This window comes from Photorhabdus temperata, from assembly GCF_025384845.1.
Taxonomy (GTDB): Bacteria; Pseudomonadota; Gammaproteobacteria; order Enterobacterales; family Enterobacteriaceae; genus Photorhabdus; species Photorhabdus temperata.
Window position 1 is genome coordinate 43,505 of the sequence record NZ_JAJAFX010000026.1, and the last position, 13,161, is coordinate 56,665.

14 protein-coding genes and 1 pseudogene are annotated in these 13,161 nt (G+C 43.7%); 8 read left to right on the forward strand and 7 right to left on the reverse strand.

Features of this window, described 5'->3' with window-relative positions:
• The first annotated feature begins 128 nt into the window (after positions 1–128).
• Positions 129–365 carry a helix-turn-helix domain-containing protein gene (locus LGZ99_RS11840; RefSeq protein WP_262979136.1) on the forward strand — a complete coding sequence of 79 codons (237 nt, stop codon included), beginning with the start codon at positions 129–131 and terminating at the stop codon, positions 363–365.
• Between the two features lie 469 nt (positions 366–834).
• Positions 835–1,108 (forward strand): annotated as a pseudogene (locus tag LGZ99_RS11845) (zinc ribbon domain-containing protein); the annotation flags it as partial.
• Here the strand turns inward: LGZ99_RS11845 and LGZ99_RS11850 are convergent.
• Together LGZ99_RS11850 and LGZ99_RS11855 are read right to left on the reverse strand one after the other, a co-directional pair.
• Complete coding sequence (locus LGZ99_RS11850) at positions 1,091–1,741, reverse strand: DUF3156 family protein (protein WP_262979137.1); 651 nt, start codon at positions 1,739–1,741, stop codon at positions 1,091–1,093. The pseudogene LGZ99_RS11845 and the gene LGZ99_RS11850 sit on opposite strands and share 18 nt — an antisense overlap.
• The gene (locus LGZ99_RS11855) at positions 1,716–3,209 is read right to left on the reverse strand and encodes an APC family permease (RefSeq protein ID WP_023044287.1); all 1,494 of its coding nucleotides are present in this window, start codon (positions 3,207–3,209) and stop codon (positions 1,716–1,718) included. Before LGZ99_RS11855 ends, LGZ99_RS11850 begins: the two co-directional genes overlap by 26 nt.
• A 445-nt stretch (positions 3,210–3,654) precedes the next feature.
• Here LGZ99_RS11855 and LGZ99_RS11860 point away from each other — a divergent pair, with 445 nt between their 5' ends.
• Entirely contained in the window at positions 3,655–4,314 is a 660-nt protein-coding gene (locus LGZ99_RS11860; RefSeq protein WP_023044288.1) for a response regulator transcription factor, read from the forward strand.
• Between the two features lie 315 nt (positions 4,315–4,629).
• Here the strand turns inward: LGZ99_RS11860 and LGZ99_RS11865 are convergent, their stop codons facing one another.
• The gene (locus LGZ99_RS11865) at positions 4,630–5,133 is read right to left on the reverse strand and encodes an ester cyclase (protein ID WP_200875283.1); all 504 of its coding nucleotides are present in this window, start codon (positions 5,131–5,133) and stop codon (positions 4,630–4,632) included.
• A gap of 488 nt (positions 5,134–5,621) precedes the next feature.
• Here LGZ99_RS11865 and LGZ99_RS11870 point away from each other — a divergent pair, with 488 nt between their 5' ends.
• From LGZ99_RS11870 to LGZ99_RS11885, 4 genes are all read left to right on the forward strand, one after another.
• Complete coding sequence (locus LGZ99_RS11870; RefSeq protein ID WP_021324678.1) at positions 5,622–5,921, forward strand: DUF7706 family protein; 300 nt, start codon at positions 5,622–5,624, stop codon at positions 5,919–5,921.
• Positions 5,922–6,213: 292 nt separating this feature from the next.
• On the forward strand, positions 6,214–6,579 hold the full coding sequence (locus LGZ99_RS11875) for a hypothetical protein (protein ID WP_021324680.1): 366 nt from the start codon (positions 6,214–6,216) through the stop codon (positions 6,577–6,579).
• Positions 6,580–6,700: 121 nt separating this feature from the next.
• Positions 6,701–6,979, forward strand: a complete 279-nt coding sequence (locus LGZ99_RS11880; RefSeq protein WP_021324681.1) for a type II toxin-antitoxin system TacA family antitoxin — start codon at positions 6,701–6,703, stop codon at positions 6,977–6,979.
• Positions 6,976–7,503, forward strand: coding sequence for a hypothetical protein (locus tag LGZ99_RS11885; RefSeq protein WP_021324682.1), 528 nt, complete (start codon positions 6,976–6,978; stop codon positions 7,501–7,503). Before LGZ99_RS11880 ends, LGZ99_RS11885 begins: the two co-directional genes overlap by 4 nt.
• A 129-nt stretch (positions 7,504–7,632) precedes the next feature.
• Here LGZ99_RS11885 and LGZ99_RS11890 read toward each other — a convergent pair whose 3' ends face one another.
• The 4 genes from LGZ99_RS11890 to LGZ99_RS11905 all read right to left on the reverse strand — a co-directional run bounded on the left by LGZ99_RS11890 (position 7,633) and on the right by LGZ99_RS11905 (position 11,767).
• Positions 7,633–9,126, reverse strand: a complete 1,494-nt coding sequence (locus LGZ99_RS11890) for an aldehyde dehydrogenase family protein (protein WP_036839103.1) — start codon at positions 9,124–9,126, stop codon at positions 7,633–7,635.
• Positions 9,127–9,159: 33 nt separating this feature from the next.
• The gene (locus LGZ99_RS11895) at positions 9,160–9,528 is read right to left on the reverse strand and encodes a cupin domain-containing protein (RefSeq protein WP_021324684.1); all 369 of its coding nucleotides are present in this window, start codon (positions 9,526–9,528) and stop codon (positions 9,160–9,162) included.
• 73 nt (positions 9,529–9,601) lie between these two features.
• Positions 9,602–10,903, reverse strand: a complete 1,302-nt coding sequence (locus LGZ99_RS11900) for an NAD(P)/FAD-dependent oxidoreductase (RefSeq protein WP_021324685.1) — start codon at positions 10,901–10,903, stop codon at positions 9,602–9,604.
• A gap of 108 nt (positions 10,904–11,011) precedes the next feature.
• A complete protein-coding gene (locus LGZ99_RS11905) occupies positions 11,012–11,767 on the reverse strand; it encodes a response regulator transcription factor (RefSeq protein WP_031280682.1) in 756 nt (251 codons plus the stop codon).
• A gap of 265 nt (positions 11,768–12,032) precedes the next feature.
• On the opposite strand from LGZ99_RS11905, the gene uriH reads away from it, so the two are divergent.
• On the forward strand, positions 12,033–12,983 hold the full coding sequence (gene uriH, locus LGZ99_RS11910) for a uridine-preferring nucleoside hydrolase UriH (protein ID WP_036839102.1): 951 nt from the start codon (positions 12,033–12,035) through the stop codon (positions 12,981–12,983).
• The last annotated feature ends 178 nt before the right edge of the window (positions 12,984–13,161 follow it).

Genomic DNA, 13,161 nt, shown 5'->3' on the forward strand with positions numbered 1-13,161 from the left:
CCAGTGTGTCTGTTATCACCCTTTTGATAACGGTTCTGATGGAAAAGGTTTTGTTCACCAGAAATGAACACTGGCTCATGGAGCCTGTTTGAATCACCATCATAAATTAATAGGAGAAGTAAGCTGATATGATAAAGACTCAAAACGACTGGCACCCAGCAGATATTATTGCTGCATTGCGCAAACGTGGCACAACACTTGCCGCATTATCACGGGAATCTGGATTTAGTTCATCGACACTCTCAAATACATTAGCTCGCCCATGGCCTAAAGGAGAAAAAATTATTGCGGACAGACTCGGAATAGCTCCTTCAATTATTTGGCCCAGTCGATATTTTGATAAAAATAGAAATTCCATTAAGTGAAATGTTAGAAATTGTTATAAATAATGTGGTTAATTATAATGACTAATATTATATTTATCTCTGGTTCAAATGCAATATGATTATTCCGAGGGGAAAATATAAAAAAATATGTTTTATTAGCGCAATCTATGTATAACTCAGGTCTGGCAATTTCTTTATATGAGGTGATGCCTCTAAAAAGTGTTCATAATCATTGTTGAACCTTATTTCATTGGCCTGTGATATAAATGAAGACGTTCATAGTGTTTTTGTCGTCCATAATGAGGAAAAGAATATTGATGTTATGAATAACCCAGAATTGATTAAAAAACTTTCAAGTATTTATTCGAGAGAATGGTAAGTATAATTTAAGCGTTACCTTTGTACCTTATTTATATATTTTAATTAAGGCAGGTAGCGCTTTTTTTAAGCTGTTTTTCGTACATATAAGTTTAGGGGCTGTGTCCTAATTAACTGATTCTAATTGTGCTACAAGCAACGCTGGCGGGGGGGCAGGTATTACAGTCCCTCCTGCCTATACAAGCCAGCGTTGCGCCTGCTGCGGTCATACAGCGAAAGCAAACCGCCTATCACAAAGTCAATTCGAGTGCCTGGAATGCGGATATACGGAAAATGCCGATATCAACGGTGCTCGTAACATTTTAGCGGCAGGACATGCCGTGCTGGCCTGTGGAGGGAGGGTGCAGTCAGACCGCTCATCGAAGCAGGAACCAGACACTGAGCAATCAGTCGTCACCCACTAACGGGGATCCCCCTCCTGAGTCACGAAGTGCGAAGGTGGGGGAGGATGTCAATAACTGACTCAACATTAATAACGCACTCAGTAACAAATAACGCTGCTCAGAAGTCAGGCGTAAATAACGACGACTGGCTGGCAACCGGCTGACAATCTCAGAAGCAGCAAAATGTTCCACCTCAAACTGCCATTGTCCCTGATGAATATTCAATGTGAGATCTCGAAAATCCAATTCCGCCAACGTTTCCCCAATTAACGGATACTGATTAAGTAAATCAATAATCTGCTGTCCAGATTCTGCCCCCCGACAACAATAATAAGTCACCGATTTCCGCCGAAATATCCCTTTAACTTTGGCTTTAATAACTATTTTTTCCTTAAGTGACGTTATCCCGTGCAAACGAAAACAACAACTTACAATGTAGGCCAGAAACAACGCTTTCGGCTTTTCACAAACTTCGATCTGTAATCCATCAGGCAAAATGATTTGCATACTTTTTGCGGATAAACGCTCGCAACAATAAGGTGACAGATTCTGTTCCAGCCGGCTCAGGGTAACACCGGCCTGATAGCCGGCAGGATAGCGGGGCTTATTCAGCCGCCGCCACACACGATCAAACAAGAGAACGAAGCGGCTCAAGTTTCACCTCCGGCAATTCACCTTTAGCAAAAGTATGCGAAAGCACCAGCTCAACGGGTACGGGTTTAAACGGATTCACCCGTTGTACACATAACGTCCAGAACAGAGCATAGCTGGCCGTCAGACCCAATATGATGGCGAATGGAATATACACGTCACTTGGGTTCATTCCCGGCGGAGTGATATGAATAATCGCCAGGATAATACCCACACTGGAGATAATCTGAGGTAACGGGAAAAACGGTGATTTATAGGCACGATGCAAATCAGGCCTGCGGATACGCAGTAATATTACTGAACATGTCACCAGCAAATAAGCCACACACCAGGCACATACGGCAGCCAGCACCAACGGCATAATCCGGCTCAAATCACCCTGAATAATAAAGGCATGTAAACAAGGGATCATCACTGCAACCAGAATCCCAAATATTGGCGTCTTAAAACGTGGATGCAGGTAAGCGAAAATACGCGGCAATGCGCCATCCAATGCCATACCGTAGAGAATACGCGGCACCGCCGCCATCAGGGTATTAATCGTTGCCGCTCCCGCCAGTAATAACCCGATACCAATCCAATACTTACCAAAATCACCCATCACCTGACCGGCAAAAGCAGGGATCGCCATTGGCGTTTCCAATAAACGAATATTATTTTCCGCATCCACCAGCACATTTTCCACCTGATGACTGATTGACGCCCCATATATACACATACAAAAAGCTACGCCACACAAGCCAGTCATCATTGCCCGCGGAATCACTCTTGCAGAGTTTTTAATTTCAGGCGCCATCGGCGTCACCAGCTCACAGCCGACAAACATAAACATCGCCATACCCACCAGACTCAGTACCGCCAATGGATCGCTCAGATTCAGCTCTTCACCAAACCAACTCTCCAGCGGAACAGCAAACGGTATCAATAACCCACAAATACTGAAAATAACCAACGTGCTCCACATGCAGAATGTCAGCACAATTTCGACTTTACTGAACGCTTCAATACCCAGCGCATTCAGTAATCCAAATGTAATAACCAGCCCAACCCCCACCATCCACGAAGCGTTATGGCTTTCTATCATCGTATTGAGATTTTCAAAATTAACTAACGCCATAACGCCGGACAAGATCGTTTCTGCCGTACCCGCAAAAATATGGACAATTAAGTAAGCTGAAAGCGCACCGGTAATCGCCCAGAATCGTCCCATCCCACAAGAGATATAATCATAGACAGAGCCGGATGTAGGCAAAATAGCTGCCGCTTCAGCAAACGTCGTCACCTGAGCCTGCATCATGATAAAACTGATCAGCATTGCCAGGGCGAAAGTATCACCACCAATGCCAAAACCACTTGTCACGGTCAGAATAACCGGGCTTGCCATGATAACTCCGACGGAACTTGCCAGTGTGGTAGGAAACCCTACCACTCCCTTTTCAATGTGCGAAGTAAGCCGCGTTGACATATTCATCATGTTCCCTTTTATTCCGGTCGTAAAAATAACGCTCACAACAGTTCATATGTGAATTTTTTGTAAACTTTATCGAGGATAAATACACTATAGAAAGTGAACAGGAATACCGACCATCGTCCTAAAGAATGATACCCAAAGAGGGATGAGTCACAGAATAAGTATGACGAAAAATACAAACAGATAAAGGAAAATAAAAATAACTATTTAAATATCAATCAATAAAAAACAAATCCATTTATTAATACATAAAGAAATTATTTCAGATATGTACCAACATAGTGTGATTAGTGAGTTATCATCACTTTAAGAAATTTCGTTTATTGCAACCCACATCACGTTATTAATATGTTTGTTTTGTGTTAATTCTGCATTTTAATTAGCATTTGATTAATCGTCGATATTGATTTATCCAGTTAGATACTACTCTAAAGAGAGAACTTTCTTGTCTACCGTACTCCCGACCAGCCGTGAAAATGCCTTAATCAGTAGCTGCCTGAATACCATTGCCCATCTGGTTCCTATCTCAGCAGCAGCATTCTATCTGGTGAACAATGAGTTACACCCGGAGAATTACATTCTGTACGGTATTTCAGACGCAATACATAAAAATTATCTGGCGAATTTCCAGCAATTAGATCCACTGAGACCAGCCAATTATCAGCAAAATGAGATAAATATGGTTGGCATGGATCAGCAGACACTGACGAAGAATAATAAGTATTACCATGAATTTATGCTGCCAAATAACATACAGGACATAGCGGAAATATTTATCCGTCAGCATAACCGGATTATTGCCGGCGTTTCTCTATTACGGGATACACCATTTACCCCACAAGACTTTAACCGCCTCAGTACTATCTTGCCATTAATTGAATTAGCCGCCAGAGATTTACTGCCTGAAACACCGGCTATTCTGACGGCTAAAGAGCAGGAAATTATTAATCTGGTAAGAGAAGGTTCAAGTAACAAACGTATTGCACAAGTACTTGATATTTCCCTGTCTACGGTAAAAACCCACCTGCGTAATATCTTTGCCAAAACTAAAGTCACCAACCGCACTGAGCTGGTTTCCTGTGGGTTTATTACTCGACACTTGTAATTGGTCGGGCAGCCCACAAAACATGGTGGTCAACCAGTAGAAGTCGCACAAGAGATAACTTGGTTATTATCGGACTAAGCTTCATATGTCACAGGTAGTTTCATCAATCTGGCGGGAGGGAAATAGACTCGAAGTATCGAAAACTTTTATGCATTTGCTGACTGTCAGATCAAAGCCTTTTTCTGCCTAGCCGGTTTTGTAAAGAATTGTGCATGCAAACTATCATGCTCTCAACCACCATTGGGGAAAACCCAAACATGTACATTGCAACATTTACGGACTCGCCCTTAAGCAAGTCCGTACGAAGTTGTTGAATCAATTACCAACACCTATTTGTTTCATAAGTTCAGCATCGTCCCAGAACAGATATTCTTCATCCATAACCCCTTTTTTGTTCCAGTGCCCAAGTGTTACCATCGGGAGGTGATACGCTTTACCGGTAGGTTGAATAACCTTACCATCCGCGAGAACCATGGGTTTTGTAAATGTCCCATCATCAAACCCCGTTACAGCGGTCCATTCCGCATCAGCAGTACCAAACCGTACCGGGTGCTCTGTGATTCGGTTATCAGGGGCAAATGTCCACATATACTTCAGATCTTCAATATGCTTTCGAATGCCCTTAGTAGTATGACCATCAGGATAGTGAACAATAATGTCCATGGCATGGCTCTTATGTAGCTCCCACCATCTTTGGTCTGTGTAGACACGGAAATCAAGATCGTCAAAGTTAGCCAGATTCCTTGCCAGAGCTTGGGGAATCCCTTTGACTTTCGGTGTTGGTTCGCCTACTTTCGTGCCGGGCCAATTGTTCTGCACCGAAAATGCCGCCGCGCTGGCAGTGAACAGTAAAAGCGTGAATAACGATAATCTATTGTGACCTTTCATAGTCTTTCCTCTTTAGTTAGTGCTAAAGGAACTCAAAGATTGTTCTGTAACGAGTTAAGTATTGTTGTGCTCCTTTCATTGGATAGATTAAAAATAATTGTTCATCAGTTTGCTTGACCTTGATCAGAGGGAGAAGAACCATCTAAAACAACGCAATTTGGAAGGAGTAAGTGACTAAAATGACTCACTCACACCAGATAACTATCGTATAGAAAATCACCAAGCCCCCCAATACTACGCCTAATAGAAAAGCCTGTAAATAGTCACCAATTGAAATTATAACCATATAAAATCAACCAATACCGATTGGCCGTTTCTACATCAAAATCGATTTCCATCAGTTTCAGGCAGGTAATCAGAAGGGTTGTGGGTTGAATCGACACAGGTTTCGTAGACACCTCTGAGTCATATAAAATGACTTGCAGAAAGAACTGAAGTGGATAACCGAAGAGAGGAACATTTTAGAAAAAGCCGCAGCGTACTTCCCGAAGCTATCAGTTTATTGTGGTCTAATATTCCCGGACAGTGAGGCTACACAGCAACAGCACCGGCAATACCTGCGGCAACAGGCCCAGCTGGTTAAGCGGCTGAATTGGGCGGAGATACGCGCCTGTACGGTGAATGACGAGGAAGCATACCAGATCAAAGACGCGATCTGTAAGCTCCAGTCAGCGCTGGCTTATCGTGGATATGCACCCGGCAGATCATTAATCAGGTAGAAAGATCGCGGAGATCTTCCGGCTTTTAACTTTATTCTTCGACAGTGAACATATTAATATCATCTATCATGTCTTCTGTACCACTAGAAAAAAGGGCATCCATATCTTAAGGCAGCCAAAAATGTTGATGTCTGGTTGTTGCCGATATTAGGCGCGATTATTCATCATGCCGGGTCGGAAATAGAGCACCATCTGGATTGGGCCCTGAAATATCTCGCCAAAAATGCGTTGAAGTTTCCTCAAAGAAAATCCAATAAAGACAATACGTTGGAGGGTATTTTCGAGAGGCTTAATGCTTAAGGTTCAGTGTATGTGGCAGGCTTACAATGCCAAAGATGTAAATACGCTCCGTGATCAACAAAAAGTTGCGCTCAAAGCCTGGGCTTGGTCAACTGGCGAAAATGAAGAGAATATTTTCACTGATCAATCTGTTTACAGAAATATCAAAGCAAAGAGCTTCAAAATGATACCGATTAACTGGGATAACTATCGAGTTAAGATAATGAACCAAGGCAGAATGGTCAGGTTGGTGAATAAATCAGATCCAGAAATTTCTCCAATATCCTATTACGTTGACGACGAAGATGGTGATACGGTTTTATCTACTACTGCACCGATTTTTTCATTAATTAACGGCCGTTTTGTCCAGGTGATTTAATTAATACGATTAGCCGTGTTTATCAGTTAGTACATATTGAAACTGTACATATTGAATAAACAAACAAATCGTTGTACATTCGTTGTACGTTTTGAAATATATATACAAGGAAAGCACAATCATGCCCCAGATCTCAGTAGAAAATAATCACCGAATGTCACTGCGCATAGCTTCGGAAGACAAATCTCTTCTGATGCGCGCGGCAGCATTACAACACACTAACTTGACCGAATTCGTCATCCGCAACGTGGTTTCAGTGGCACAAAAGATCATCGACCAGAACGAACGTCTAGAACTGACAGAGAGAGATAGCTTGCATGTCCTGGCGCTTTTAGACAATCCACCTGCGCCCAATGAGAAATTGATGGCCGCAGCATTCGCCTTGCCAAAGCAACTATGATGCTTCCAGCTTGGCACGAAGAACCGATAACTAAGCACCATGATCGGGCAGCTTTTGATTGTGGTGATAGTGCATTAAATACATTTTTGCATCGTCATGCTCGACAAAGCCATGAGAGAGGAGGAGCAAAAACCTTCTTGGCAGTGGATGCTGCAAACAGCAAGAAGATACTTGGTTTTTATAGTCTTAGTCCCGCTTCTGTTGCTTATGAACGCACTCCTGAGGTGATTAAACAAGGATTAGCTCGCCATGAAGTACCAGTATTCAGGCTTGGTCGTTTAGCTGTTGATCAATCTGTTCAAGGAGCTGGATTAGGTGGACAATTATTACTTTCAGCTGGCCGTCGCTGCCTTTTAGTTGCTTCACAAGCGGGTGGTGTTGCTCTTTTAATAGACGCCAAGAATGCCAAAGTTGCGGAATGGTACGCTAATTACGGCGCAATGCCGCTATTAGATGTACCGCTTTCATTGCTTTTACCGTTCAAAACTGTCCATGCTGTACTCACCGCCGCAGGTAAACTATAGGTGGGTAGAACATAATCAATTTGCTGCCCTGAGAAGCCCTCTCCTGGATAAAATGCCAGTGATGACCTTAGGTTCGACAATGGCCCCTTGCAATCAAGGGGCCTTCCTCATTCTGATTCGAATATCAAATCAATAACGAACCATAACCGATTTCAATTCAGTATAGTGCTCAATAAAGGCGCTGCCGAATTCACGGCCAATACCTGAAGATTTCGTACCACCGAACGGTAATGCCGGATCAAGGAATGTATGCATATTGACCCAAACAGTCCCGGCTTCAATACGCGGGATCATACGCATAGCTTTGCTCAGATCATTGGTCCACAAACTCGCCGCTAAACCAAACGGCGTGCTGTTCATCAACCCAATCAGCTCTTCCTCATCGTTATAACTGAGGAAAGTGCCTACAGGACCAAATGTCTCTTCCTTCATCAACGAATCTTCCGGGCTGTTAGCACGAATAACGGTTGGCGCCACAAAGCAACCAGGCCCTTCCAGAGCATAACCACCATAAACAATTTCACTGCCTTCCTGACGGGCTTTGTCAAATAGGGACAGTATCTTGTTGTAGTGCTCTTTGTTAGCCAGCGGTCCCATTTCCGTTGATTCATCCAGCGGAGAACCAATGTTCATTACAGCAAGTCTTTCAGACAACAATTTCAGCACTTCATCCATGCGGCTGGCAGGAATATAGAAACGTTCAGCCGCAGCACAAATTTGCCCTTGATTGAGATAACCCGCTTCCAGAACACCATCAACAATCTTTTCAGCAGACATATCTGGCAAAAACGCCGCACCGTTTTTACCACCAAGCTCCAACGTAACGCGAGTCAATCCCTGTTCCATCGCTGATTTACCCACAGCAATACCGGTTGGCACAGAGCCGGTGAAAGTCACTTTGGCACACAATGGATGATTTATCAGCGCAGGACCTAATACCGAACCTGAACCATTAACCACATTGATGACACCATCAGGAATACCCGCTTCTTTTGCCAATTCAGCCACCCTGAGCATTGTCAGCGGTGTGTATTCGCTTGGTTTCAACACAATGGTACAACCACAGGTCAGTGCAGCCGCCATTTTCCAGATGGCAACGATGATGGAGAAATTCCATGGAATGATCCCTGCCACAACACCAATCGGCTCACGGCGGGTAAACGCCGTGTATTGTTCACCTTTAAAAGAGGGCAAAGAAACGTTCAGCGTTTCACCGCTGATCTTACTTGACCATCCGGCAAAATAACGCAGGAACTGAACAGAAGAATCAATTTCTAGCATGCGGGACAATTGGATCGTTTTACCAGAGCAAATACTTTCCAATTGCGCCAGTTCTTCCCGATGTGCCAGTAATAAATCTGCCAGACGATTTAGGCAGTTACCACGCTCCATAGGTGAAGTTTGCGCCCACACACCATGAAATGCAGCATGTGCCGCTTGCATCGCCGCATTGACTTCCGCTTCACCGCCTTGATTCACTGTCGTAATAACTTCATCAGTCGCAGGGTTCACCACGGAAAATGTTTCATTCCCCTGACCACCGACTAACTGACCATGAATATAATGACCATGATTGCGTTGCAGAAAGGCCGTAACCTGCTGTAACAGGGTTATATCATTCATTACTTAACTTACCTCTGCTCAAACGGGTGCTTTTTAACCTTTAACACAAGCCAGATAATGCTTCACAAAACGGTCTGCGGTCACTTCCCACAGCACTTCAGTTCCTTTCGCGGCAAACCAGGAATCCCCCGGGTGATATTCAACTGTCTCACCAGTTTTCACATCGGTCAGTTTTACCGAGCCTTCCGAGACGGTTGCGTGCTCATCAAACGGGTACACCATACTGAATTTGCCACGGGTACAGGCGAAAATGCCGCAAGTCAGGTTATCAGTCGGTTCGCCAAATATCATTGCAACACTGGCCTGCGGATCACCTTCCACAACGGTAGAACCCAGATTGCTTACGCTACCAATGTCCAACAGTTCAGGCAGTGATTTGTTCAGTAAAAGTGATTTAATCATGATGTTCTCGCTTCAAATAAAAGAATTTATAAATCGTTCTGTGGACGCTATTGATACCGAAAATCTCGATAACTTAACGGCGACCTTTCCAATACCCTGACGTTTGATGCCAAATCTTGCCCGCCGACACCATCAGATGTCTCAACGTGTCTTTGCCAATAATGTTCGCATGAGGAATTGAGCTCATCAGGTCGTAACGTTCAGATCCTTCACTTATCCCCTCCGCCAGGACCTTACAAACGATATGACTTGGCGTTACTCCAAAGCCGGAATATCCCTGCACGTAGAACACATTATTATGCTGCGGCAAAGAGCCGATTTGCGGGAACAGGTTGGCGCTGCAACACAATGGCCCTCCCCATGCCAATTCAATTTTCACATCTTTCAGATAAGGGAAAACCTTCAGCATCAAATGGCGGTTCCAGGCTTTCAGATCTGATGGAATGTGTTCAATTAAAGGTGTTGTACTGCCGAACAGCAGGCGGTTTTCGTTAGTCACCCGGTAGTAATCGATAACCGGACGAATATCACTGTATGCACCACGGATCGGGCTGATTTTTTTGATCAAATCATCCGATAATTCTTCTGTCATTAGCTGGAAGGCATAAGTGTTAATTGTCTTCTTGTAGATGTACGGCTCAAGGCCATTGAGGAAACCGTTACAAGCCCACAGCATTTTATTGGCGCGAACAGATCCCATCGAGGTACGAACCGTCACCCTGGAACCATATTCAACATTCAGCACCTGGCTGTTCTCAAAGATTTTTACGCCAAGTTCTGTCACGGCTTTAGCTTCACCCAATAACAGGTTCAGGGAGTGAACATGCCCGCCGCCCATATGCTTCAACGCACAGGTGTAGACATCAGAACCTACAACCTTTTTCACATCAGAGCCGGTATACAGCTCAATTTCTTCATCAGGAGAAACCGCCTGGAAATCTTTCAGCCAGCCACGTAACGTTTTCTCCTGCCGCTTATTGAAGCCAAGATAACCATAACCACGGCAGAGATCGGCATCAATGTTATATTTCTCAATACGATCACGAATAATACCTGCGCCGAGGTTGCTGATCTTAAAGATCGTCTCCAGCCCTTTCTCACCAACATGCCGCTTGATCACTTCCAGATCATGACCAATACCCGCCATAACCTGACCACCATTACGGCCAGTACCACCATAGCCAAGATGACGCCCTTCCAGAATAGCAATATTGGTGATGCCTTTTTCCGCCAGTTCAAGTGCGGTATTGATACCGGAAAATCCACCGCCGATAATGACGACATCCACATCCAGATCTTCTTTTAATATCGGAAAACGAAGATCATATTTCTTGGTCGTTGCATAATAAGTTAATGAATCAACATTATTGTTCATGTGATACCCCAATTAGCATCTGACATAATCACCGGATTATCTGTAGTGCGGAGTCACATCACCATGTCCCTTTAGGGATATTTGCAACACTGTATTAACAATTGTGACTCAAGCGAAATAACGCACAGGAGGCGTCAAAAACAGGCTAAACAGCTCTGCTTGTGATCTGATTTGCAGTTTTTGATAAATATTTTTCCGGTGGTTTTTCACTGTTCCAGTACTGATAAACAGTTTCTCAGCAATCTGTGGAGATCCTTTACCTTGCAATATCAATTCAACAATCTCACACTCTCTTGGCGTCAAAGCATAACGGGCCTGGGTATCCAGACAAACCATGTCGGCAGAAGAGGCTTGCTGCATCATTCCACCATGTAACCGGGCGACACTGCGAATAATTTCCAGCACTGTTCGCAGGTTTTTCTGGTGCTGTTTTTGTATGAAAAATGGCTGATTCTCATTACCAAAAAACAGGCCAAGCTGCCTTTGAGGAGAGAGTTTCAGTAAAACGCCCGCTTCATCCCGCCAGCCGGTTTTACGATAAAAATTTAGATAGTAATCAGTATGATAAAATCCTGTAGGAACGAGTTCCCGTAAGGTAAGCAGATCAGTCTCAGCACCCTTTACCAAAGCCTGATAGAAAGGATCTTGCAGATAAGCACCCTGTTGATAGATTTGGTTTATCGCATCGCTGTTTTTCTTCTCTGCTTTACTTAAACAACGTGGAGGAGAGCCTTGCTCAAAGGCATAGACAATGGCGTTATCAAAGGCAATAAATTGTTCCAACCAACTAAGTAAATTAGGATAAAATTCACTGGTTGCCACAGATTCAATCACTGTTGACAATCTATCCACATGAATATCCATTCCAGCCCTCGCAATTATTAAGAAATTAACAATAAATCCGAAGTAGATATTGCCCGCCAATTCCATAGCGAAACTATATAAGAATCACACTTAAACTGGTTATACAACTCAATTGTTGTTTATATGCCAATAAAATCACAATTATGAAGCATTTTATTAATTATTTATGAGAACCCTCACGCAGACCTAAGATCTCATCACGGAATAGATTTTTTAACTGGATTATTCTCATTTTCTATATCACTTTTTCTAGTAAGGAGTAAAAATGACCACCAAGAAAATTATTCTTGATTGCGATCCGGGACATGATGATGCCATTGCGATGTTACTGGCACATGGCAATCCTGATATTGAATTATTAGCTGTCACCACTGTTGCCGGTAATCAGACATTGGATAAAGTCACTCGCAACGCACTGGCGATAGCGCATATTGCCGATATTAACGGGGTGCCCTTTGCCGCAGGCTGTCATCGTCCATTGGTCCGTGATCTCGAAACTGCACCGGATATTCACGGCGAATCGGGTCTGGGAGGCGTGAAACTCCCGAAACACTCACGGACGCTTGATCCCCGTCACGCGGCGGATCTGATCATTGATACCATCATGTCTCATCCCCCCAAAACAGTAACACTGGTTCCTGTCGGCAGTCTGACCAATATTGCTCTCGCTGTCCGTAAAGCACCACAGATCGTCGAGCGGGTAAAAGAAGTTGTCTTAATGGGAGGTGGATATCACACGGCTAACAGAAGTGCAGTTGCAGAATTCAATATCAAAGTTGATCCGGAAGCAGCACATATTGTTTTCAATGAAAAATGGCCGCTGACGATGGTTGGCCTGGATCTGACACATCAGGCACGAGCCACACCAGAAATCACGAAGGCGATTTCACGTATCAATACCAACGCTTCCCGGTTTGTTGTGGACATGCTGGAGTTTTATGGCAAAAGTTATCAGGAGAGACACGGCTTCAATTGCCCTCCAATACATGACCCTTGTGCTGTCGCTTATGTGATCGACCCTACGGTGATGACGACACAAAAAGTGCCGGTCAATATTGAACTGAACGGCACTTTAACCGTCGGTATGACCGTGGTGGATTTCCGTTTTCCACTACCAGAAAATTGCCACACCCAAGTTGCAGTCAAATTGGATCAACAGCGATTCTGGCAATTGATCATTGATGCGTTGAGCAATATTGGCGATACCTGCGATTAAGGTGGAAAATCATTTCAGGTATAAGATAATAATTAAAGCCGTTATTTGATACTAAACGGCTTTCAAACACAGCTGAAATCCACAGCACCGTATCCGTGACTGTACAGTAACTGACTGAATTTTATGTCAACCAAGTATAATGATGTGGTTGTTTATCTCTGGTTTGAGTAAAGAAGCG

Excerpts from the sequence above, each read along its gene's own strand:
- LGZ99_RS11840 (WP_262979136.1), top strand. The coding sequence starts at position 129 with ATGATAAAGACTCAAAACGACTGGCACCCAGCAGATATTATTGCTGCA.
- LGZ99_RS11855 (WP_023044287.1), bottom strand. The coding sequence starts at position 3,209 with ATGAATATGTCAACGCGGCTTACTTCGCACATTGAAAAGGGAGTGGTA.
- LGZ99_RS11875 (WP_021324680.1), top strand. The coding sequence starts at position 6,214 with ATGCTTAAGGTTCAGTGTATGTGGCAGGCTTACAATGCCAAAGATGTA.
- LGZ99_RS11880 (WP_021324681.1), top strand. The coding sequence starts at position 6,701 with ATGCCCCAGATCTCAGTAGAAAATAATCACCGAATGTCACTGCGCATA.
- LGZ99_RS11885 (WP_021324682.1), top strand. The coding sequence starts at position 6,976 with ATGATGCTTCCAGCTTGGCACGAAGAACCGATAACTAAGCACCATGAT.
- LGZ99_RS11890 (WP_036839103.1), bottom strand. The coding sequence starts at position 9,126 with ATGAATGATATAACCCTGTTACAGCAGGTTACGGCCTTTCTGCAACGC.
- LGZ99_RS11895 (WP_021324684.1), bottom strand. The coding sequence starts at position 9,528 with ATGATTAAATCACTTTTACTGAACAAATCACTGCCTGAACTGTTGGAC.
- LGZ99_RS11900 (WP_021324685.1), bottom strand. The coding sequence starts at position 10,903 with ATGAACAATAATGTTGATTCATTAACTTATTATGCAACGACCAAGAAA.
- LGZ99_RS11905 (WP_031280682.1), bottom strand. The coding sequence starts at position 11,767 with ATGGATATTCATGTGGATAGATTGTCAACAGTGATTGAATCTGTGGCA.
- uriH (WP_036839102.1), top strand. The coding sequence starts at position 12,033 with ATGACCACCAAGAAAATTATTCTTGATTGCGATCCGGGACATGATGAT.